Consider the following 22,776-nt stretch of genomic DNA (forward strand, 5'->3'; position numbering starts at 1 on the left):
ATAAGCATCCGCGCTGAATCCCCTCCAAACTACCAGACAAGTTAAACATGCCTCACCCAACGGAGTGGGCCTTCACAAGCATTTCTTGCATTCAGAGATCAACGTACAACCCCCTTTAAAAATTACACAGAAAAACAGTTTTTAAACATATATACATACTTAAGGAATCCGAGCACAACAAAATCAGAACTTTCCTACAAGCATACGCTTGTTTGACCGACCCTAACCAAAAACAGATTGCATGCAACCTGTCTATTTATACCGTCATTCGACAATAAAGCATACAGACATATCTATCGCCTTTTCTTACTAAAGCCCAAGATCACTCTGACCTTTCACATTGAAGATGGCTCATTCGACAGGAAGCTAATACTATATCTCGCTACAAATCCATAGCCAGAGAGTCGAATAGGAAAAATACTACAAAACTCACAGACGACAGATAAGAACATGTAAGACCCTTCCAAAGCACCCAAGACCATTCATGCAACACCTGCTTTTTTCACTTGCAAATTCTATTACCACTCGCTACTTTTTTAACGACAAATCATTAATTAGACCGTTAATACGGCGTCTATTAAGGGTATGAACCACACGAGGCCATTTAATGAAACCTCATCAAATCCTCAATAAACTTTATTGATTAAAACCGATAGCACATGGACAAGATGAACATGAGCGGTCAGGCGTATCGGCTTTTGACAGTACCGGCACGGGCCTGGCCGTTCTTGTGGCGCGCTCACGTGTATCACCATGTTCACACAGGGACAGACCATGAACAAACCCTCTTCTCGCTCATCTTCAAAAGACCCTACCGACCTCGACCTGACTGCAGCAGTCGAAGTATTTGTGGCCAACGGTGGCGTGATCTCGAAGGTGGCCAACAATGAAACAGCCCCTTCATCAGCCTCTATGACCGCTCACAGTAAAGCGGTCGTGGACGCTGACGCTGAACGCATGGCTAAAGTAGAAGTCTTGAAAGGGCTGGTGGCTAAAGGCGCTGGCTTTCCTTCACTTCAATACTCATTACGGATGAATAAAAAAGACATTCGCAAGTTAGCCTCCGACCACGGCGTCAGCATAAACTGCAGCCGATCGGTTGCCCACCTCATGAAGAAAAAACGCTGCGACGCAGACGCTATAGACGACGTGGTTGCAGGCCACGCGATGCATTATTCAAGCCTCGGTTACACCGCATCGGAGATTGCACACGCTCTGGGGCTGAGTGTGAGGCAGGTGTGGGGGCTCAGCAAGGCCTACAGGTTCGACCTCAGGCAGGAACGGGACGTCGATACACCGTGAGCACAATGGACGGCCAATACGGAAACCAAATTGTCCACGCCAAGGCCACTTGAGCGCCTGCACCGCACGCCTTCACATGGCGCGTGGAAATAAAATATACATTTAATGCAAGCGCGCAAGATGATGCATGTAAAAAGCGACTGTCATACAGGTGTTGCGCGGTTTGCGTGATTGAAGCGCACACTGACGTGCATCGAAGCTGCTGCATTGAATGTGCATAACAGACGTTCAACACGAGACGAGTAATGAAGCATTTGATAGTTGTCATAGGTCTTTCGATAACTTTTCATGGCGGCAATCGCACCGAGGGCCGCTGTCACAGCGCTACGCTATTACAAAGGGCACCCCCCGAATGATTTCACCGCCTTTCCCCATCAAGCAGAAACGCTTTATTAAACTGAAGACTTGTTCAACCCACGCCAAGGTCTAAATACCCCATTTCTTCAGAACACATTAAAAGCGTGTTTAGCATCTTTGCGCTGACTCCATAGAAGAGCAATCAGCTTTATAGGTTGAGCGCACTGTCGCACGCCGTACCACCTGATAAGCAGCTACAGAGAACATACGCGCACGGCCACAGAAATTCCGCCGCACCTGCATAAAGACAGCCTGAAAGTAATTCAACACAATCTGTTATAGGGGACATACCATGTCGAAATTGAAAGAGTACCGGGCAATTGAGCAACAGCTCAATGCACACATTGAGCGACTTGAAGCACTCAGCAAAGAGGAGCGATTTTTAGACGAATTGGTATTTGAAAGAAAACTGCGAGCATTGCTCAAACGTTACAGCCTGGAGAAAAGTGACCTGATGAAATTTCTGAGTTCGCCCTTCGGGCTTTCAGAGAAACGCATCAGCGAACCACGAACTTATGATGGAAGAACGCAGCACAACAGCGAGGATCAAGAGGGAATGAGGGTTGAGCACCAACCGGGTTGAACGCTCGACCGACCTGCTCAAGTGCAGCCCTTGCAGGGCTGCACTTTTAAACCAGCAATCACATCAGAACAGCTTGCGACCCTTGTTCGCAGCAATGCGCATACGCAGAGCGTTGAGCTTGATGAAGCCTGCTGCGTCTGCCTGATCGTAAGCGCCCGCATCGTCTTCGAAGGTTGCGATATTGGCATCGAACAGCGAATCGTCGGACTTGCGACCGGTGACGATCACGTTGCCCTTGTACAGCTTCAGGCGCACAACGCCGTTCACGTGTGCTTGGGAAGCGTCGATCATCTGTTGCAGCATCAGACGCTCAGGGCTCCACCAGTAGCCGGTGTAGATCAGGCTGGCGTACTTCGCCATCAGCTCATCCTTGAGGTGAGCGACTTCGCGGTCCAGGGTGATCGATTCGATCGCACGGTGGGCGCGCAGCATGATGGTGCCGCCTGGCGTCTCGTAGCAGCCACGAGACTTCATGCCCACGTAACGGTTTTCCACGATGTCCAGACGACCGATACCGTTCTCGCCACCGATGCGGTTCAGGGTTGCCAGTACGGTCGCGGGCGTCATTTCAACGCCATCCAGCGCGACGATGTCGCCATTGCGATAGGTCAGTTCCAGATAGGTCGCGACGTTCGGCGCGTCCTCTGGAGACTTGGTCCAACGCCACATGTCTTCTTCGTGCTCGGTCCAAGTGTCTTCCAGCACGCCGCCCTCATAAGAGATGTGCAGCAGGTTGGCGTCCATCGAGTACGGAGACTTCTTCTTGCCGTGACGCTCGATTGGAATGCCATGCTTCTCGGCGTAGTCCATCAGCTTCTCACGCGACAGCAAATCCCATTCGCGCCACGGAGCGATCACTTTCACGCCCGGCTTGAGTGCATAGGCACCCAGTTCGAAACGTACCTGGTCGTTGCCTTTACCGGTTGCGCCGTGGGAAATGGCGTCAGCGCCGGTTTCGTTGGCGATTTCGATCAAACGCTTGGCAATCAGCGGGCGGGCGATGGAGGTGCCCAGCAGGTACTCGCCTTCGTAGACGGTGTTGGCGCGGAACATCGGGAATACGAAGTCGCGTACGAATTCTTCGCGCAGATCGTCGATGTAGATTTCCTTGACGCCCATCGCCTGAGCCTTGGCGCGTGCAGGCTCGACTTCTTCGCCCTGACCCAGGTCAGCGGTGAAAGTCACCACTTCGCAGTTGTACGTGTCCTGCAGCCATTTAAGGATTACCGAAGTATCCAGACCACCGGAATACGCGAGAACTACCTTGTTTACGTCCGCCATGCCATTACTCCACCGCGTTGTACGGAAAACCGACGATTCTACCGTTCAAAGCAGAAAATTTACAGGGGCGCGACAGCTTGTGACGACGAGGCGACAGGTTTTGTCAGCCTCGGGACAGAAAGGTGAGGAGTATCAGGATGTGCGCGCAGCGCTTGCGGAGGCAACCGGCACGGGCTTTTCTTCAGGCGCGACACGCTCAAGGTTTACGTTCACGCGGCGGTTGCGTGCCCGATTGGCATTATTGGTGTTGGGCGCCAACGGATACCGCTCGCCGTGGAAACGCAAGGTGATCTGCTGCTCCGGGATGCCTTGAGCCTTGAGGTAATCCATGACGGCCAGCGCGCGGCGACGTGACAGGTCACGGTTGGTCAGACGGTTTCCGCTGTTATCCGAATGGCCATCTAGCTCGATATGGTTGACCGTCGGATCTGCCTTCAAGTAGGCGACCATGTTGTCCAGACGTGCTTTGGCCGCGTTGTCCAATTCGATGCCGCCGCCAGGAAAACCGACTTCAGCCTGTTTGACCTGATCGAAATTCATCGGCAACAGCTTTGCCGTACAGGCCTGATAGTCGGCGAACGCTTTGCTGAACTTGACTGGCAGAAGGCGAACCTCCATCTGTCCGCCGTCGCGAGAGTAATGGCGAATCAGTGGCGTACGCCCTTCCATCAACCCGCTGATAAGCCGTCCCGCCTGGGCATGAGACGTGTTGAACGGTATTTCACCGTTGCTGACGCGCACTGAACCCAGGTTAATGTCGCCCCGACCCGGCTGCCAGGGCGCGGCCGCAGCTAGCAGAGTCGCAGAGCCATTGCCCAGCATGTTGTAGGACGCCTTGAGCCGGAACGTAGCCTGCTCGCCCGCGCGACGCACGAACTCACCCACACCGAAGTCGGTGATTGGCTGAGTCAATCGGCACTCGAACTGATCGCCTTCCACTTTCCACTCGATGCTTTCCAGACGCGTCTGGAAATTGATAGCCATCGCTGGAAGGCTGGCGAACACGCTGAGCAGGGCTAGATATCGCTGGCGCACGGGAGGCTCCACTTGAAATGATCGTGAAACGAAATACGGTTTCTATGTCGTGCTATCGGTAACTTCCTACAAAACTTGATAGCGAGTGCCTGAGAGAGTCTTTTCCGGTAGCATTCCCTGCGAGTTTGACCCGCCTGGAATCCCCAATGTCTGACCGCCTGACCCTTCTGCGTCCCGACGACTGGCATATCCATCTCCGTGACGGAGCTGTTTTGCCCCATACCGTCGCTGACGTAGCGCGCACCTTTGGCCGCGCCATCATCATGCCCAACCTCGTGCCGCCCGTTCGCAATGCCCAGCAAGCCGATGCCTATCGTCAGCGTATTCTCGCTGCACGCCCTGCCGGCAGCCGCTTCGAGCCGTTGATGGTGCTTTACCTCACCGACCAGACAACGCCCGAAGACATTCGCACGGCCAAGGCCAGCGGTTTTGTCCACGCCGCCAAGCTGTATCCGGCCGGCGCCACGACAAATTCCGATTCGGGTGTGACCAGCATCGACAAGATCTTCCCTGCCCTTGAAGCCATGTCCGAAGTCGGCATGCTGCTGCTGGTGCACGGCGAGGTCACCCGTGGAGAAATTGACGTCTTCGATCGCGAGAAAGTGTTCATCGATGAGCACTTGCGTCGTGTGGTCGAACGCTTCCCGACGCTGAAAGTGGTGTTCGAACACATCACCACCGGCGAGGCGGTGCAGTTCGTCAACGAGGCATCGGCCAATGTTGCCGCGACCATTACTGCGCACCACCTGCTCTACAACCGCAACCACATGCTGGTTGGCGGTATTCGCCCGCATTTCTATTGCCTGCCGATTCTCAAGCGCAATACCCATCAGACGTCCTTGCTGGACGCCGCCACCAGCGGCAATGGCAAGTTCTTTCTGGGCACCGACTCCGCTCCCCATGCCCAGCATGCCAAGGAAGCGGCGTGCGGCTGCGCCGGTTGCTACACCGCTTACGCTGCGATCGAAATGTATGCAGAAGCCTTTGAGCAACGTAATGCTCTGGACAAACTGGAGGGCTTCGCCAGCCTTCACGGTCCTGCGTTCTACGGTCTGCCTGCCAACCAGGACACCATCACGCTGGTGCGTGAGGAGTGGACTGCCCCCGCCAGCCTGCCGTTTGGCGAGTTGTCCGTAATACCGCTGCGCGCAGGTGAAAAACTGCGCTGGCGCCTGGAGGAAAACGCGTGAGTGAAGATAATTTCGACGACGAACTGGAAGGTCATGGCGGCGGTGTTGGTTCTCGTCACCCGATGGCGGCCCGCTTTCGCGGCTACCTGCCGGTCGTCATCGACGTAGAAACCGGCGGCTTCAACTCCGCAACCGACGCACTGCTGGAAATTGCAGCCGTCACCATCGGCATGGACGAAAGAGGTTTCGTGTTCCCGGAACACACTCATTTCTTCCGCGTGGAGCCTTTCGAAGGCGCGAACATCGAAGCGGCTGCGCTGGAGTTCACCGGCATCAAACTCGATCACCCACTGCGCATGGCTGTCAGCGAAGAGACCGCCATGAACGATATATTTCGTGGCGTGCGCAAGGCGTTGAAGGCCAACGGCTGCAAGCGCGCGGTGCTGGTCGGCCACAACGCCAGCTTCGACCTGGGTTTTCTCAACGCAGCCGTCGCTCGCCTGGATATGAAACGCAACCCATTTCACCCGTTCTCAAGCTTTGACACCGCAACGCTTGCAGGCCTGGCCTACGGTCAAACCGTACTGGCCAAAGCCTGTCAGGCTGCCGGTATCGACTTCGACGGCCGCGAGGCCCATTCGGCCCGCTACGACACGGAAAAGACGGCCGAGCTGTTCTGCGGCATCGTCAACCGCTGGAAGGAAATGGGCGGCTGGGAAGACTTCGACGACTGAATCGCGTCCAGCAATGAACAGACCGGCCTTGTGCCGGTTTTTTCATGCCCATGATTCATAAACGGCCACGGTCGCAAGCATGCGCTACCACTCATCGCCCTACCTGAATCGAACCCAAAACAGTTTTGACAAGCATTCTCATTACCATTAAGCTCCGGATCACCCAGCCATAAACCAGCGATGGTCCATAGCTTATGTATGTATGTCTCTGCCAAGGTGTTACTGACGGTCAAATCCGGGAAGCGATTCTGGAAGGCTGCTGCAGTTATCGTGAAGTACGCGAGACGCTGGGTGTTGCAAGTAAATGCGGAAAATGTGCCTGCCTGGCGAAGGAAGTGGTGCGTGATACGCTGACCGAGCTGCAAAGCAGTCATGCTGCGCTGGGTTACACGACAGAATTTACAGCGGCCTGAATCCCCCTCTTTCAAAGAACCGGACTTGATGTCCGGTTTTTTTATGCCTGTAATTCAATCGCTTAGCGTCAAGATGCGGAACTCAAACATTCTTATTCCTATTTAAATTCACTTATTATTCAATAACTTAGGTTTGACAGACTTCTTGGGGCAGATCACACTCGCCGCTTATATACACAAGCCATCGGCAGGACCGCGAACATGAAAGGCGACATTACAGTCATCCAGCATCTCAACAAGATCCTCGGAAACGAGCTGGTCGCTATTAACCAGTACTTTTTGCATGCGCGCATGTACGAAGACTGGGGTCTGAAAAAGCTCGGTGCGCATGAGTATCACGAGTCCATCGACGCGATGAAGCATGCTGACAAGATCATCAAGCGCGTCCTGTTTCTGGAAGGCCTGCCTAACCTGCAGGATTTGGGCAAAATCCTGATCGGCGAGCACACCCAGGAAATGCTGGCGTGTGACCTTAAGATCGAACAAAAAGGCCTGGCTGATCTGAAAGCCGCCATCGCTCACTTCGAAACCGTTGGCGACTTTGGCAGCCGTGAGCTGCTGGAAGACATCCTCGAGTCCAAGGAAGAGCACATCGACTGGCTGGAAACGCAGTTGGGTCTGATCGACAAAGTGGGTATTGAAAACTACCTGCAATCGCAGATGGGCGACTGATACGTCGATCCGCTGCAAAGAAAAAGCCCGCCTCTGTCGAGAGCGGGCTTTTTCTTGTCTGTAAAACCGTGCAAGGAATCGGCTGTTACCACCGATTCCTCACGACATCGTCTTACTCGGCCTTGGCGGCCGACGCAGTCTTGACCAGCTCTTGCAGCGAGCCGTCAGCCATCATCTCGGTGATGATGTCGCTACCGCCAACCAGTTCACCGGCCACCCACAGCTGCGGGAACGTTGGCCAGTTGGCGTACTTGGGCAGGTTGGTGCGGATTTCAGGGTTCTGCAGGATGTCAACGTAAGCGAATTTTTCGCCACACGCCATCAACGCCTGGGAAGCCTTGGCCGAAAAGCCGCATTGTGGCGCGTTAGGAGCGCCTTTCATGTAAAGCAGAATAGTGTTGTTGGCAATCTGCTCTTTGATTGTTTCGATGATATCCATGAAGCACCTCGGCTGAATTTTCCGACTCAGTTGTCGGCACGGTGGCGCATTGTAACGGAATCCCGCCCCATACGCTCTGTCTTGGGTTCAACAGGCGGCGACTTGCACCGGTACACCATTGAGCACCGCGTTGCCGGAAAGTGCATCGAGCTGACGCTCATCGGTCAGGTCATTGGCGCTGACGCCAGGCTGGTTTTGCGCAATGCCCATGCGCACACCTTTACGTGCATGGCCCCAGCCGTGTGGCAAGCTGACAACGCCCGGCATCATGTCCGCGCTGCCCAGCACCTGAACCTCGATCATGCCGACCCGCGAAGTGACGCGCACTTGCTGGCCATCGCTCAAGCCACGGCTACTCAGGTCATCAGGATGCATCAACAACTGATGGCGCGGCTTGCCCTTCACCAGGCGGTGATAGTTATGCATCCATGAATTGTTGCTGCGCACGTGCCGACGGCCGATCAAGAGTAATTCGTCCACCTGAGGCTCGGGCGACGCCTTGAAGCGTGCCAGGTCGGCCATGATGACCTCGGGTGCAGCCTGAACATGACCATTGGGGGTCTTCAGACGCGCGCTCAGGTTGGGTTGCAATGCGCCCAGATCCAGACCATGTGGATGGTCGGCAAGGGTCGTCAGCGAGAGTTTGTGCTCAGACGCGTCACCGTAGCGCCCGCTGCGCAAACCGTGATCGATCATTTGGGCAGGCGGCAAGGTCGGCTTCAATTCTTTCCCGGCCTTGGCCGCAAATGCCGTGGCCAGACCGACGAATATCTCCCAGTCGTGCAACGCGCCTTCGGGCTTGTCGAAAACGGCTCGATTGAAGCGGGTGACGTTACGCACCGCCAGGGTATTGAAAGTGGTGTCGTAATGATCGTTTTCCAATGCGGATGTGGATGGCAGGATCAGGTCGGCATAGCGTGTCGTCTCGTTGATGTACAGGTCGATGCTGACCATGAACGCCAGTCCGTCCAGCGCCCGCTCCAGCTGCCGCCCGTTGGGTGTCGACAAAACCGGGTTCCCGGCAACGGTAACTAACGCACGCACGCGCCCCTCCCCTTCATGCAGCATCTCTTCAGCCAACGCTGAAACCGGCAGCTCACCGCCATACTCAGGCAACCCCGACACTCGGCTCTGCCAGCGATTGAAATGGCCACCCGAGGTCGAGCCAACGATGTCCACAGCCGGCTGAGTACACAGCACCCCGCCGACACGGTCCAGATTGCCGGTCACCAGATTGATGAGCTGCACCAACCAATGGCATAGAGTGCCAAAGGCCTGAGTGGACACACCCATGCGGCCATAACAGACCGCCTTGTCGGCTGCGGCGAAATCCCGTGCGAGCTGGCGAATCTGCTCAGCGGCGATGCCACAGCGTGAACTCATCGCTTCGGCACTGAATCCGGCAATGGCGTCTTGCACCTGATCGAGCCCATCGACCGGCAGGTGGCTTTCGCGGGTAAGGCCCTCTTCGAACAGGGTATTAAGCAACCCGAAAAGTAACGCTGCGTCGCCGCCCGGACGTACGAACACATGTTGATCGGCAATGGCTGCGGTTTCACTGCGCCGAGGATCGACGACTACCACTTTGCCTCCACGTCCCTGAATGGCCTTCAAACGTTTTTCCACGTCGGGGACGGTCATGATGCTGCCGTTCGATGCCAGCGGGTTGCCGCCGAGAATCAGCATGAAATTGGTGTGATCAATATCCGGAATCGGCAGCAGCATGCCGTGCCCATACATCAAAAAGCTGGTCAGGTGGTGAGGCAACTGGTCCACGGACGTGGCGGAAAAGCGGTTGCGCGTCTTGAGCAGGCCGAGAAAATAGTTGCTGTGGGTCATCAAGCCGTAGTTATGAACACTGGGGTTGCCCTGATACACCGCGACCGCGTTCTGCCCCTCGCGTTGCTGAATGGCAAACAGGCGCTCGGCGACCAGATCAAAAGCCTCCTGCCAGGCAATCGGCTTCCATTGATCGCCCTCGCGCAGCATGGGCTGACGCAGGCGATCAGGATCGTTCTGGATATCTTGCAGGGCGACGGCTTTAGGGCAGATATGGCCGCGACTGAAGCTGTCGAGCGGATCACCTTTGATTGACGTGATCTTTCGCGCGGCATCAGGCTCAGTGGTCGTTTCGATGGTCAGGCCACAAATGGCCTCACACAGATGACAGGCACGGTGGTGTTCGGTCCGGGTCATCGCAGCCTCGTAGTGTTGTCATGGCAATCTCATCGATTGCGGAATCATCACTATGGTGCGCGGACGTAGGCTGCGCCACCCGGCTTCGCACTATGAATCAAGGCCCATCAGGCCGACGGATGGACACTGAGCATCAGCTGACGATCGGGGCAACCGTTTTGCGCTGCAACTGAATTTCAGTCACCGTCTCAATCTGCTCCTGCGCCAGATGCACACCGGTCAGATCACCGATCAGGCGCCAGTGTTCATCCAGTCCCGAGCTGATGGTCGCCATTCGGTCGATCATGCGTCGGCCAGCGGTGCGCGTCACTTCATCTTCGCTGCGAAGGAGCTCGAAGGACATCGAGGTCATGGAGGCTGTGAGGTGGGTCAAGGTCCGGGCTGTAAGCCCAAGCAATTCCGTTAGTTGACGCTCTTTTGAGTCCATTCCCAATCTCCCGAACAATGAAGGTGCCACCGACGCTTTATAACCTACCGCCGAGGTTAAGGAAACGGTTCTTGTTTCAACTGCGTGAAGCGCGTCGCATAAGACACGGGACTGTTACAGGATGGGTACTAATTGCCAAGCGCTGTTTGGGCAGTGTACAAATGCTGCCTTTGCAAAGGGACGCACCGGCTATTGGCCTGCCTGAGCGTAGCCGGTTTTCAACGCAACGCAGGATTATTCCTGGGCTTGGCACCCGCACCCCGTTCAATCGGCCGCTCGAAATCGAGCATGCTATTGGTAAGACGCGACATTTTTTTATACTATCGCGCCTCTCTTATTCGTCGCCTTGCGCGGCTTTCTCCGCAGCGTTCGCCCGTTTTCTCGATAAAACCCGGCTTTGAAACCCTGCGGTCTGTTGCAATAAAGGTAGTTAATCATGAACGCCAGGCACTTTCTCTCGATGATGGATTACACCCCAGACGAACTGCTGGGCCTGATCCGTCGTGGCGTAGAGCTTAAAGACCTGCGAAATCGCGGCGTGCTTTTTGAACCTCTGAAAAACCGGGTCCTCGGGATGATTTTCGAGAAATCCTCGACACGTACCCGTCTTTCCTTCGAAGCCGGCATGATCCAGCTGGGTGGACAAGCCATCTTTTTGTCCCACCGCGACACCCAGTTGGGTCGTGGCGAGCCCATTGCCGACAGCGCCAAGGTCATGTCGCGCATGCTCGACGCGGTGATGATCCGTACCTATGCCCACAGCAACCTGATCGAATTCGCCGCCAATTCGCGCGTGCCTGTCATCAACGGGCTTTCCGACGATTTGCACCCCTGCCAGTTACTGGCCGACATGCAAACGTTCCTGGAACACCGTGGCTCAATCAAAGGCAAGACCGTGGCCTGGATCGGTGACGGCAACAATATGTGCAACAGCTATATAGAAGCGGCGATCCGGTTCGACTTCAAGTTGCGTGTCGCGTGCCCGCTGGGTTACGAACCCAACCCCGAATTCATGGCCTTGGCCGGTGATCGGGTAAGCGTCGTCCGCGACCCCAAGGCGGCAGTCGAAGGCGCGCATCTGGTCAGTACCGATGTCTGGACTTCAATGGGGCAGGAAGAGGAAACCGCCAAGCGCATGGCGCTGTTCGCGCCGTTTCAGGTCACCCGTGCCCTGCTCGACCTCGCCGACAAGGACGTGCTGTTCATGCACTGCCTGCCCGCTCACCGCGGTGAAGAAATCAGTGCGGATCTGCTGGACGACGTGCGCTCCGTGGCGTGGGATCAGGCCGAGAACCGCCTGCATGCGCAAAAGGCGTTGCTGGAGTTTCTCGTGGCCCCGTCCTGTCAGCCTGCATGAGTCAGGCCTTGCTGCTAAGCCTGCGCAATCTGGCGTGCGGCTATGACAACCAGCGCGTGGTGCAGGATCTCAATCTGCACCTCAACGCGGGCGACATTGGCTGCCTGCTGGGTTCTTCAGGCTGCGGTAAGACCACGACACTGCGGGCAATCGCAGGCTTTGAACCGGTTCATGCTGGAGACATCACCCTGGCGGGCGAAGTCATCTCCCGCCCCGGCTGGACGCTGGCACCGGAAAAGCGCCGCATCGGCATGGTGTTTCAGGACTACGCCCTGTTCCCCCACCTGAGTGTTGAGGAAAACATCGCATTCGGCATTCGCAAGCATCCGCGCCTTGGGCAGGTGACACGCGAACTGCTGGAGCTGGTGAACCTCGTCGGTCTGGGCAAACGCTACCCCCATGAGCTGTCAGGCGGACAGCAACAACGCGTCGCACTCGCTCGAGCCTTGGCTCCGGAGCCGCAACTGCTGTTGCTCGATGAACCCTTCTCCAATCTGGACGGCGAGCTGCGCCGACGCCTGAGCCACGAGGTGCGCGACATCCTCAAGGCCCGAGGCACCAGCGCGATTCTAGTCACCCACGATCAGGAAGAGGCGTTTGCCGTCAGCGACCATGTTGGTGTGTTCAAGGAAGGCCGGCTGGAACAATGGGACACGCCTTACAACCTGTATCACGAACCGCAGACCCCTTTCGTCGCCAGCTTCATTGGCCAGGGTTATTTCATTCGTGGCCAGATGATCGACCCGCAATCGGTCCAGACCGAACTGGGCGTGCTACAGGGCAATCGGGCCTACCCAGGCGTCAGCGGCAGCACGGTGGACGTACTGCTGAGGCCTGACGACATCAACCATGCGCCGCAAAGCGCGTTGAAAGCGCGGGTCATTGGCCGGACATTCCAGGGCGCGGCAACGCTATATCGTCTGCAATTGCCGACTGGAAGCCAGCTTGAAGCAATCTTTCCCAGCCATGCCGATCACATGACGGGCGAGGAAGTCGGCATCACCGTCGCGGCTGAGCATCTGGTTCTTTTTCCGGCTGCCGGCAGTGTCGCCGCGCATCACGTCAGCGACTGATCCGCCGACTCACCCACGGCCGATGGACGCGAACGTAGCGTGGGTGTGCGCAGCCAATACCGCCGCTGACAACTCCACCTCCAGCCCTCTTCTCCCTGCACTGACGAAAATCGTTTCAAACGGTTGAGCGGTGCTGTCGATGAACGTGCGCAAGCGCTTTTTCTGCCCCAGCGGGCTGATACCCCCGAGCAAGTAGCCAGTGGAGCGCTGCGCTGCGGCCGGATCGGCCATCTCGGTTTTCTTGACCCCTGCCGCCTGCGCCAACCCCTTGAGGTCCAGTGTTCCGACGACCGGCACCACCGCTACCAGCAACTCGCCCTTTTCGGTACTGGCCAGCAGTGTCTTGAACACACGCTCAGGTTCCAAACCCAGCTTTTCCGCTGCCTCCAGGCCGTACGAAGCTGCTTTCGGATCGTGTTCGTAACTGTGAATGCGGTGTTCGGCGCGAACTTTTTTCAGCAAATCCAAGGCGGGGGTCATTTATCACTCCGGACAGATCATGGCGACTGCTACTTTAAGTCAAATAATCGAGACGCGCCTTGCCAGGCGGTGCGTTCAACAATGATGGCAATTTAAACCCATGCAGCCAATTCTTACGAAACACATTCAGCCACAGTGGAGAGGGATTACTGATTTCCTTCAGTGACCGTTCAGTTCCGACCTTTGACAGCGTTCTTTCTTGTCTATATTTTTTCGTTTACGAATATTAACGAACGCTCTTTTTCGGTATAACTCGCACCAGTGGTCAGAATCGTCAGGATTCTGATACGCCGAATAAAGAGCAACCGTGCCTGCATACGGTGCCGCGACAAAAACAAAAATGAGGTATTCATGACCATCGCACTAAAACAACCGACGCTGACCGGACAATGTACTGCTGAATTTCTGGGCACCGCCCTGATGATTTTTTTCGGGACCGGATGCGTTGCAGCGCTCAAGGTCGCGGGTGCTTCTTTTGGACTTTGGGAAATCTGCATCATCTGGGGTATGGCCGTCAGCATGGGTATTTACCTGAGCGCGGGCATTTCCGGTGCTCATCTCAATCCGGCTGTCAGCATCGCGCTCAGCCTTTTCGGTGGATTCGAGAAACGAAAGCTGCCCTTTTACATCGCTTCCCAGATTGCTGGTGCCTTCTGCGGCGCAGGCCTGGTGTACCTGCTGTACGTCAGCCTCTTTTTCGACTTCGAACATGCTCACCACATCATTCGCGGCAGCGAACAGAGCCTTGAGCTGGCGTCGGTGTTCTCGACCTACCCCAACCCCGCCATTTCCGTAGGCCAGGCCTTTTTGGTCGAAACCGTCATCACCACCATTCTGATGGGCGTGATCATGGCGCTGGGCGACGACAACAACGGCCTGCCACGTGGCGCACTGGCGCCGCTGCTGATTGGCCTGCTGGTGGCGGTGATCGGCAGCGCGATGGGGCCCCTGACCGGCTTCGCCATGAACCCTGCGCGCGATTTCGGCCCCAAAATGATGACGTTCATTGCTGGCTGGGGTGAGATAGCATTTACCGGCGGTCGCGACATACCTTATTTCCTGGTTCCGATTTTTGCGCCCATTTTGGGGGCGTGCCTCGGTGCTGCCGGCTACCGCGCGCTGATCGCGCGTCATCTGCCAAGCGCCGCGCCTCTAGAAACTGAAAAAGACACCCGTAAAGACACCAACGTGGTTCGTGGCAAAGCTCAGACGTCATCTTGAACTCCACCCAATAATGCAAGGCAATCGACATGACTGACACACAGAACAAGAATTACATCATTGCTCTTGACCAGGGCACCACCAGCTCGCGAGCCATCATCTTCGATCGCGATGCCAACGTGGTGAGCACTGCCCAAAGCGAGTTTGTTCAGCATTACCCGCAGGCAGGCTGGGTCGAGCATGACCCGATGGAAATTTTCGCCACCCAGACCGCGTGCATGACCAAGGCCCTGGCCCAGGCCGATCTGCATCACAATCAGATCGCCGCCATCGGTATCACCAACCAGCGTGAAACGACAGTGATCTGGGAGCGCGACACCGGCCGCCCGATCTACAACGCCATCGTCTGGCAGTGCCGCCGCAGCACCGAAATCTGCCAGCAGCTCAAACGCGACGGGCTTGAGGAATACATCAAGGACACGACCGGTCTGGTCATCGACCCCTACTTCTCCGGTTCCAAGGTCAAGTGGATTCTGGACAACGTCGAAGGCAGCCGCGAGCGCGCCCGCAAAGGCGAGCTGATGTTCGGCACCATCGATACCTGGCTGATCTGGAAATTCACTGGCGGCAAGGTTCACGTTACCGATTACACCAACGCCTCGCGCACCATGCTGTTCAACATCCATACGCTGGAATGGGATCAGCGCATGCTCGACGTGCTGGACATCCCGCGTGAGATGCTGCCGGAGGTCAAGGCGTCGTCCGAGGTCTACGGCCACAGCAAGAGCGGCATCCCGATTGCTGGCATCGCGGGCGACCAGCAGGCCGCCCTGTTTGGCCAAATGTGCGTTGAGCCGGGCCAGGCAAAAAACACCTACGGCACCGGTTGCTTCCTGCTGATGAACACCGGCAAGAAAGCTGTGAAATCGGCCCACGGCATGCTCACCACCATAGGTTGCGGCCCGCGTGGCGAAGTGGCCTATGCGCTGGAAGGTGCAGTATTCAACGGCGGCTCGACCGTGCAGTGGTTGCGTGACGAACTGAAGATCATCAACGACGCGCTGGACACCGAGTACTTCGCCAGCAAGGTCAAGGACAGCAACGGTGTGTACCTCGTCCCGGCCTTCACCGGTCTCGGCGCCCCCTATTGGGATCCGTACGCACGCGGCGCGCTGTTCGGTCTGACCCGAGGCGTGAAAGTCGATCACATCATCCGTGCGGCGCTGGAATCCATCGCTTATCAGACCCGTGACGTACTGGACGCCATGCAACAGGATTCGGGCGAGCGCCTCAAATCCCTGCGCGTGGATGGCGGCGCAGTGGCGAACAACTTCCTCATGCAGTTCCAGGCGGACATTCTCGGTACGCACGTAGAGCGTCCGCAGATGCGCGAGACCACAGCGCTGGGCGCGGCATTCCTGGCAGGCCTTGCGATCGGCTTCTGGAGCAGCCTGGATGAGCTGCGCAACAAAGCGGTGATCGAGCGTGTCTTCGAACCACTGTGCGAAGAAACGCATAAAGAGAAGCTGTATGCAGGCTGGCAGAAAGCCGTCGCCCGTACCCGTGACTGGGAACCGCACGAAAACGAGGAGTAAGCCTGCCGCTCTGGCGAGGAGCAGGATTTCCGGCTGACAGGGCCTAGGTCCCTGCGGCATGATGGGCGCCATTTGCAGTGGGCGCCCAAGGAAAAACAATGAACCTGCCTCCCCGCCAACAACAGATCCTCGAACTGGTCCGTGATCGCGGCTACGTCAGCATCGATGAAATGGCGACGCTGTTCGTCGTGACCCCACAAACCATCCGTCGAGACATCAACCAGCTTGCGGAAATGAACCTGCTGCGCCGCTACCACGGTGGCGCAGCCTATGACTCCAGCATCGAAAACACCGCCTACGCCATGCGTGCGGACCAGATGCGCGATGAAAAGCAGCGGATTGCCGAAGCCATCGCAGCGCAAATCCCCGACAACGCCTCGCTGTTCATCAATATCGGCACCACCACCGAATCCATCGCCCGCGCCCTGCTCAACCACAACAACCTTAAAATCATCACCAACAACCTGCACGTCGCCTCGATTTTGAGCGCCAAGGATGATTTCGAGGTCCTGCTGGCGGGCGGCAACGTGCGCCGTGACGGCGGCTTGGTGGGTCAGGCCAGCGTCGACTTCATCTCGCAGTTCAAGGTCGATTTCGCACTGGTGGGTATCAGCGGCATCGACGAAGACGGTAGCCTGCTGGACTTCGATTATCAGGAAGTGCGGGTGTCACAGGCGATCATTGCCAATGCGCGCAAGGTGTTGTTGGCAGCAGACTCCAGCAAGTTCGGCCGTAATGCGATGGTCAGACTGGGGCCGATTACCCTGATCGATTGCCTGGTCACCGACCAGCCACCGGTGCCTGCGCTGCAGCAGTTGCTGAACCAGCACAAGATTCGACTTGAGGTGGTTTGAAGAGCCAGTACCTGGACCGGCCGTCTTGCCTGACCTGACCGCGGGAGGCGGCTTGCCGGCGATGCCGACGACGAGTAGTTCAGAAAATTCGCATCATCGCTCATCGCTGGCAAGCCGTCTGTTGTCAAACAACCTGTAACTCATTGGAGAAACGCGGTTCTGTGGGAGCGCTACGGCGAAGACGTGGTGGGGCCCTCCACAGCCCTGTTAATGCCGCTAACCAGCACCGTGCCAGAGGTTCAGTCAAACGCTCTGCGCCGGTATTCGCAGCGATAATCTCCCGCTCTTAATTTTCTCTCATCCCGTCCTACAATGTTCATTTTTGTTCTTTTTCATCTCCTTCATCAGTAATTTCAATCAATAGTCGCTAGCGAGGGGATTTTTATTGAGCTATGATTTTCGAAAGTGAACATTAATGTTCAGATTCGCCTTTCGAGCCAGGCTCAAGCATTCATCAGGAGGCCAACAATGCCCCACACTCACGCGACAACCGCTGCCCCTCTCTCCGAGGTTTACGACATCGCCGTGATCGGTGGTGGCATTAACGGCGTCGGGATTGCAGCAGACGCATCCGGTCGTGGATTGTCGGTCTTCCTGTGTGAAAAGGACGATTTGGCCAGCCATACCTCGTCCGCCAGCAGCAAACTGATTCACGGCGGCCTTCGCTACCTTGAGCATTACGAATTCCGTCTGGTGCGTGAGGCATTGGCCGAGCGTGAAGTGTTGCTGGCCAAAGCGCCGCACATCGTCAAACCCATGCGTTTCGTTCTGCCGCATCGCCCGCATCTGCGTCCAGCCTGGATGATCCGTGCCGGCATGTTCCTTTACGATCACCTGGGCAAGCGCGAGAAGCTGCCTGCTTCGCGCACCATCCGTTTCGGTGCCGACAGCCCGCTGAATGCCAGCATCACCCGCGGGTTTGAATATTCGGACTGCTGGGTCGATGACGCCCGTCTGGTGGTGCTCAACGCGATGGCAGCCCGCGAAAACGGCGCGCACATCCACACCCAGACGCGTTGTGTCAGTGCACGTCGCATCAAAGGCATGTGGCACCTGCACCTGGAACGCAGTGATGGCAGCCTGTTTTCGATTCATGCCAAGGCGCTGGTCAACGCGGCCGGTCCTTGGGTGGCCAAGTTCATCCGTGAAGACCTCAAGCTTGAGTCGGCCTATGGCATTCGTCTGATTCAGGGCAGTCACCTGATCGTGCCGAAACTGTACGAAGGCGAACACGCATTCATCCTGCAGAACGAAGACAAGCGCATCGTGTTCACGATCCCGTACATGGATCACTTCACCATTGTCGGCACCACTGACCGCGAATATCAGGGCGACCCGAACAAGGTGGACATCACCGATGGCGAGATGGATTACGTGCTTAAAGTGGCCAACGACCACTTCAAAAAGCAACTCACTCGCGCAGATGTGCTGCACACTTATTCCGGTGTACGCCCTTTGTGCAACGACGAGTCCGATAACCCCTCGGCGATCACGCGTGACTACACATTGTCGCTGTCCGGTGGTGCCGACGAGGCTCCGATTCTGTCGGTATTCGGCGGCAAGCTGACTACTTATCGCAAGCTGGCCGAATCGGCGATGACGCAGCTGGCGCCGTTCTTCAAGCACATGAAGCCGAGCTGGACTGCCAAGTCCGCATTGCCAGGCGGCGAAGACATGACTACGCCGGAGGCCTTGGCGGGCGAGCTGACTCGTCGCTTCAACTGGCTGCCTGAACCCATTGCCAAGCGCTGGGCAATCACCTACGGCAGCCGCAGCTGGCACTTGCTTGAGGGCGTGCAGGGTCTCGAAGACATGGGGCAGCATCTGGGCGGCGGTCTGTACACCCGCGAGGTCGACTATCTGTGCGATCAGGAGTGGGCCACCAGCGTAGACGACATCCTGTGGCGTCGAACCAAACTGGGTCTGTTCACCACGCCTGAAGAACAGGCCGGTGTGAGCAGTTACCTTGAGACGGTAGCGCGCAACAAAGCCGCCATTGAGGCGGCTTGAAAACAGAGTGTCTACTGCAAGCGTCTTCTGAATGAATAAACGCTGTGTTTGCAGCACTGCACTTGCCCGCGATGGCGTCAGTCAGGTCATCAATTGACCGTCTGAAAACGCCATAGCGGGCAAGCGCGCTCCACATCCTCAGCATGCGATCTGCGGTTCCCTGCCGCGCTATCCCGAATCCTGCCTGCCAACCGCTCCGTTTATTCAACATGCCCATTCGGTTTTCCGAACATCCGATCCCCTCGGATTCGGCTTCCCGGACGAGCCACCCTGCTCCACCCCATCTAAAACAGATAAAAACCTATTGATTTCAGCACGTTGACTCAGCGGAAAAGCTTGGCACGAGTCATGCTCTACACTTGCATCGACCGCTTCGACATTAGCGTGTGTCTGGCTAGGACGCCGTTGAAGCAATCGTCAAAGAAGTGGATGCCCTCAGGGCTCCTATCATAAAAAATGAAATCGAGGATTCATCGATGCGCATCGTTCCCCACCTGCTGGGCGCAGCAATCGCTGCCGCTCTGATTAGCACTCCAGTTTTCGCGGCTGAATTGACCGGCACACTGAAGAAGATCAAAGAGTCCGGCACCATCACCCTCGGCCACCGCGACGCGTCCATCCCGTTCTCCTACATCGCTGATGCTTCTGGCGTCCCGATGGGTTACTCCCATGACATCCAGCTGAAAATCGTCGAAGGCATCAAAAAAGAACTCGACATGCCTGACCTGAAGGTCAAGTACAACCTGGTGACGTCCCAAACTCGTATCCCGCTTGTTCAGAACGGCACCGTTGACGTGGAATGCGGCTCTACCACCAACAACGTCGAGCGTCAGCAGCAGGTCGATTTCTCGGTCGGCATTTTCGAAGTCGGCACCCGCCTGCTTTCCAAGAAAGACTCCAGCTATAAGGACTTCGATGACCTGAAGGGCAAGAACGTCGTGACCACCGCTGGCACCACGTCCGAGCGCATCCTCAAGGCCATGAACGCCGACAAGCAAATGGGCATGAACGTGATCTCCGCCAAAGATCACGGCGAATCCTTCCAGATGCTGGAATCGGGTCGCGCCGTTGCCTTCATGATGGACGACGCACTGCTGGCAGGCGAAATGGCCAAGGCCAAGAAGCCGGAAGATTGGGCGGTGACGGGCACTGCGCAGTCTTACGAAATCTATGGCTGCATGGTTCGCAAAGGCGACGATCCATTCAAGAAAGCGGTGGATGACGCCATCGTCGCAACCTACAAATCCGGCGAAATCAACACCATCTACAACAAGTGGTTCCAGTCGCCGGTCCCGCCAAAAGGCCTGAATCTTGAGTTCCCGATGAGCGACAAAATCAAAGAGCTGATCAAGAACCCGACTGACCAGGCGGCCGAACCCGCTAAAGCGGCTGAAGAAAAGAAAGCCTGAGCAACCGGTTCAGCCTCGCTGAACTGACTGCACCCCGAGCGGGCTGAATCACCCGCTCGGGACCCGACACTGCGTGCATCTCGACAGCAATACAATAAGAGGGGGAGACCCTGATGAATTACAACTGGGACTGGGGCGTGTTCTTCAAGTCCACCGGCGTCGGCAGCGAAACCTATCTGGACTGGTTCATATCCGGTCTGGGCTGGACCATCGCCATCGCAGTGATCGCCTGGATCATCGCCCTGATACTGGGCTCGGTACTGGGCGTCATGCGCACCGTACCCAGCCGTCTGGTATCGGGTATCGCCACGATATACGTGGAAATCTTCCGTAATGTGCCACTGCTGGTGCAGCTGTTCATCTGGTACTTCCTGGTGCCCGATCTGCTGCCCGAGAACCTGCAGGAGTGGTACAAGCAGGACCTGAACCCGACAACCTCGGCGTTTCTGAGCGTTGTGGTCTGCCTGGGTCTGTTCACCGCCGCCCGCGTCTGTGAGCAGGTGCGTACCGGTATTCAAGCACTGCCAAAGGGCCAGGAATCGGCCGCGCGTGCAATGGGTTTCAAACTGCCACAGATCTATTGGAACGTACTGCTCCCGCAGGCGTACCGCATCATCATTCCGCCACTTACCTCCGAATTCCTGAACGTGTTCAAGAACTCCTCGGTGGCCTCGCTGATCGGCTTGATGGAGCTGCTTGCGCAAACCAAACAGACCGCCGAATTTTCAGCGAACCTGTTTGAGGCGTTCACCCTGGCAACACTCATCTACTTCACGCTGAACATGAGCCTGATGCTGCTCATGCGTTTCATCGAGAAGAAAGTCGCGGTGCCTGGCCTGATCTCCCTGGGAGGCAAATAATGGACTTCACTGGAATCATTCCTGCCCTGCCCGGCCTGTGGAACGGCATGGTCATGACCCTGAAGCTGATGGCGATGGGTGTGGTCGGCGGTCTGCTGCTCGGCACTGTGCTGGCCTTGATGCGTCTGTCTTCGAACAAGCTGCTGGCCAATGTGGCAGGCGCTTACGTGAACTACTTTCGCTCGATCCCGCTGCTGCTGGTGATCACCTGGTTCTACCTGGCGGTGCCGTTCGTGCTGCGCTGGATCACCGGTGAGGACACGCCAATCGGTGCGTTCACCTCCTGCGTCGTCGCATTCATGATGTTCGAGGCCGCCTACTTCTGCGAAATCGTGCGTGCCGGTGTGCAGTCCATTTCCAAGGGACAAATGGGCGCGGCCCAGGCGCTGGGCATGAACTACGGCCAGATGATGCGCCTGATCATCCTGCCTCAGGCGTTTCGCAAGATGACGCCCCTGCTGCTGCAACAGAGCATCATTCTGTTTCAGGACACCTCTCTGGTTTACACCGTCGGCCTTGTGGACTTCCTCAACGCCTCGCGTGCCAGCGGCGACATCATCGGTCGCGCCAACGAGTTCCTGATCATTGCCGGTCTGGTGTATTTCACGATCAGCTTTGCCGCCTCGTTGCTGGTGAAGCGTTTGCAAAAAAGGTTCGCCGTATGATTTCCATCAAGAACGTCAACAAGTGGTATGGGGACTTCCAGGTACTGACCGATTGCAGCACCGAGGTCAGCAAAGGTGAAGTGGTTGTGGTCTGCGGCCCGTCCGGCTCCGGCAAATCGACCCTGATCAAGTGTGTGAACGCACTGGAGCCGTTCCAGAAAGGCGACATCGTGGTCGACGGCACGTCGATCTCGGACCCCAAGACCAACCTGCCCAAACTGCGTTCGCGCGTGGGCATGGTGTTCCAGCATTTCGAATTGTTCCCACACCTGTCCATCGTCGAAAACCTGACCATTGCACAAATCAAAGTGCTGGGTCGCAGCAAGGCCGAAGCCACTGAGAAAGGCTTGAAACTGCTGGACCGCGTCGGTCTGTCCGAGCATGCGCACAAGCATCCCGGTCAGCTTTCCGGCGGTCAGCAGCAGCGCGTGGCGATTGCCCGTGCGCTGGCGATGGACCCGGTGGTCATGCTATTCGACGAACCCACCTCGGCGCTGGACCCGGAAATGGTCAACGAAGTGCTCGACGTGATGGTGCAACTGGCCCACGAAGGCATGACCATGATGTGCGTCACCCATGAAATGGGCTTCGCTCGCAAGGTCGCCAATCGTGTGATCTTCATGGACAAGGGGCAGATCGTCGAAGATTGCGCCAAAGAAGAGTTCTTCGGTGACGTAACCGCACGTTCCGAACGCGCCCAGCAATTCCTCGCCAAGATCCTCCAGCACTAAGCATTACGCTGC

Annotated in this window: 22 protein-coding genes; 16 read left to right on the plus strand and 6 right to left on the minus strand. The window is 56.7% G+C overall.

Going from position 1 to position 22,776, the window contains the following annotated elements; translation table 11 throughout:
- Positions 1-774: 774 nt before the first annotated feature.
- Complete coding sequence (locus tag ALP40_RS10545) at positions 775-1,302, plus strand: hypothetical protein (RefSeq protein ID WP_183136027.1); 528 nt, start codon at positions 775-777, stop codon at positions 1,300-1,302.
- Between the two features lie 649 nt (positions 1,303-1,951).
- A complete protein-coding gene (locus ALP40_RS10550) occupies positions 1,952-2,242 on the plus strand; it encodes a hypothetical protein (RefSeq protein ID WP_122208220.1) in 291 nt (96 codons plus the stop codon).
- A 63-nt stretch (positions 2,243-2,305) separates the two neighbouring features.
- Here the strand turns inward: ALP40_RS10550 and ALP40_RS10555 are convergent, their stop codons facing one another.
- Positions 2,306-3,523 carry an argininosuccinate synthase gene (locus tag ALP40_RS10555; RefSeq protein ID WP_004881872.1) on the minus strand — a complete coding sequence of 406 codons (1,218 nt, stop codon included), beginning with the start codon at positions 3,521-3,523 and terminating at the stop codon, positions 2,306-2,308.
- Between the two features lie 132 nt (positions 3,524-3,655).
- A complete protein-coding gene (locus ALP40_RS10560) occupies positions 3,656-4,558 on the minus strand; it encodes an OmpA family protein (protein ID WP_122208221.1) in 903 nt (300 codons plus the stop codon).
- A 146-nt stretch (positions 4,559-4,704) separates the two neighbouring features.
- On the opposite strand from ALP40_RS10560, the gene pyrC reads away from it, so the two are divergent.
- The 4 genes from pyrC (at position 4,705) to bfr (ending at position 7,507) form a co-directional block, all read left to right on the plus strand.
- The gene (gene pyrC, locus ALP40_RS10565; RefSeq protein WP_122208222.1) at positions 4,705-5,748 is read left to right on the plus strand and encodes a dihydroorotase; all 1,044 of its coding nucleotides are present in this window, start codon (positions 4,705-4,707) and stop codon (positions 5,746-5,748) included.
- Positions 5,745-6,422 carry a ribonuclease T gene (gene rnt, locus ALP40_RS10570; RefSeq protein ID WP_122208223.1) on the plus strand — a complete coding sequence of 226 codons (678 nt, stop codon included), beginning with the start codon at positions 5,745-5,747 and terminating at the stop codon, positions 6,420-6,422. Before pyrC ends, rnt begins: the two co-directional genes overlap by 4 nt.
- A gap of 194 nt (positions 6,423-6,616) precedes the next feature.
- The gene (locus tag ALP40_RS10575; protein WP_122208224.1) at positions 6,617-6,835 is read left to right on the plus strand and encodes a bacterioferritin-associated ferredoxin; all 219 of its coding nucleotides are present in this window, start codon (positions 6,617-6,619) and stop codon (positions 6,833-6,835) included.
- 201 nt (positions 6,836-7,036) lie between these two features.
- Positions 7,037-7,507 (plus strand): bacterioferritin, encoded by a 471-nt coding sequence (gene bfr, locus ALP40_RS10580; RefSeq protein ID WP_122208225.1) that lies wholly within the window; start codon positions 7,037-7,039, stop codon positions 7,505-7,507.
- A 112-nt stretch (positions 7,508-7,619) separates the two neighbouring features.
- Here the strand turns inward: bfr and grxD are convergent, their stop codons facing one another.
- From grxD to ALP40_RS10595, 3 genes are all read right to left on the minus strand, one after another.
- Entirely contained in the window at positions 7,620-7,946 is a 327-nt protein-coding gene (gene grxD / locus ALP40_RS10585) for a Grx4 family monothiol glutaredoxin (protein ID WP_122208226.1), read from the minus strand.
- A gap of 87 nt (positions 7,947-8,033) precedes the next feature.
- The gene (locus ALP40_RS10590; protein ID WP_122208227.1) at positions 8,034-10,142 is read right to left on the minus strand and encodes a molybdopterin oxidoreductase family protein; all 2,109 of its coding nucleotides are present in this window, start codon (positions 10,140-10,142) and stop codon (positions 8,034-8,036) included.
- A gap of 133 nt (positions 10,143-10,275) precedes the next feature.
- The gene (locus ALP40_RS10595) at positions 10,276-10,569 is read right to left on the minus strand and encodes a hypothetical protein (protein WP_122208228.1); all 294 of its coding nucleotides are present in this window, start codon (positions 10,567-10,569) and stop codon (positions 10,276-10,278) included.
- A 436-nt stretch (positions 10,570-11,005) separates the two neighbouring features.
- Between ALP40_RS10595 and argF the strand changes: the two genes are divergently transcribed.
- Together argF and ALP40_RS10605 are read left to right on the plus strand one after the other, a co-directional pair.
- Positions 11,006-11,926 (plus strand): ornithine carbamoyltransferase, encoded by a 921-nt coding sequence (gene argF, locus ALP40_RS10600; protein WP_122208229.1) that lies wholly within the window; start codon positions 11,006-11,008, stop codon positions 11,924-11,926.
- Positions 11,923-12,999 carry an ABC transporter ATP-binding protein gene (locus ALP40_RS10605; RefSeq protein ID WP_122208230.1) on the plus strand — a complete coding sequence of 359 codons (1,077 nt, stop codon included), beginning with the start codon at positions 11,923-11,925 and terminating at the stop codon, positions 12,997-12,999. Before argF ends, ALP40_RS10605 begins: the two co-directional genes overlap by 4 nt.
- A 9-nt stretch (positions 13,000-13,008) precedes the next feature.
- Here the strand turns inward: ALP40_RS10605 and ybaK are convergent, their stop codons facing one another.
- On the minus strand, positions 13,009-13,479 hold the full coding sequence (gene ybaK, locus ALP40_RS10610) for a Cys-tRNA(Pro) deacylase (RefSeq protein ID WP_122208231.1): 471 nt from the start codon (positions 13,477-13,479) through the stop codon (positions 13,009-13,011).
- Between the two features lie 351 nt (positions 13,480-13,830).
- Here ybaK and ALP40_RS10615 point away from each other — a divergent pair, with 351 nt between their 5' ends.
- From ALP40_RS10615 to ALP40_RS10650, 8 genes are all read left to right on the plus strand, one after another.
- Complete coding sequence (locus ALP40_RS10615; RefSeq protein WP_122208232.1) at positions 13,831-14,700, plus strand: MIP/aquaporin family protein; 870 nt, start codon at positions 13,831-13,833, stop codon at positions 14,698-14,700.
- Positions 14,701-14,729: 29 nt separating this feature from the next.
- Entirely contained in the window at positions 14,730-16,235 is a 1,506-nt protein-coding gene (glpK, locus tag ALP40_RS10620; protein ID WP_122208233.1) for a glycerol kinase GlpK, read from the plus strand.
- 98 nt (positions 16,236-16,333) lie between these two features.
- Positions 16,334-17,089 carry a DeoR/GlpR family transcriptional regulator gene (locus ALP40_RS10625; RefSeq protein ID WP_122208234.1) on the plus strand — a complete coding sequence of 252 codons (756 nt, stop codon included), beginning with the start codon at positions 16,334-16,336 and terminating at the stop codon, positions 17,087-17,089.
- Between the two features lie 468 nt (positions 17,090-17,557).
- Positions 17,558-19,099 carry a glycerol-3-phosphate dehydrogenase gene (glpD, locus tag ALP40_RS10630; protein WP_122208235.1) on the plus strand — a complete coding sequence of 514 codons (1,542 nt, stop codon included), beginning with the start codon at positions 17,558-17,560 and terminating at the stop codon, positions 19,097-19,099.
- Positions 19,100-19,575: 476 nt separating this feature from the next.
- Positions 19,576-20,508, plus strand: coding sequence for a glutamate/aspartate ABC transporter substrate-binding protein (locus ALP40_RS10635; RefSeq protein WP_122208236.1), 933 nt, complete (start codon positions 19,576-19,578; stop codon positions 20,506-20,508).
- A 113-nt stretch (positions 20,509-20,621) separates the two neighbouring features.
- Positions 20,622-21,368, plus strand: a complete 747-nt coding sequence (locus ALP40_RS10640) for an amino acid ABC transporter permease (RefSeq protein WP_122208237.1) — start codon at positions 20,622-20,624, stop codon at positions 21,366-21,368.
- Complete coding sequence (locus tag ALP40_RS10645; protein WP_181115974.1) at positions 21,365-22,033, plus strand: amino acid ABC transporter permease; 669 nt, start codon at positions 21,365-21,367, stop codon at positions 22,031-22,033. Before ALP40_RS10640 ends, ALP40_RS10645 begins: the two co-directional genes overlap by 4 nt.
- Positions 22,030-22,764 carry an amino acid ABC transporter ATP-binding protein gene (locus ALP40_RS10650; RefSeq protein WP_122208239.1) on the plus strand — a complete coding sequence of 245 codons (735 nt, stop codon included), beginning with the start codon at positions 22,030-22,032 and terminating at the stop codon, positions 22,762-22,764. The genes ALP40_RS10645 and ALP40_RS10650 overlap by 4 nt, the downstream gene beginning before the upstream one ends.
- Positions 22,765-22,776: the final 12 nt, after the last annotated feature.

It is taken from the genome of Pseudomonas viridiflava (assembly GCF_003702045.1).
In the GTDB taxonomy this organism is placed as follows: domain Bacteria; phylum Pseudomonadota; class Gammaproteobacteria; order Pseudomonadales; family Pseudomonadaceae; genus Aquipseudomonas; species Aquipseudomonas viridiflava_C.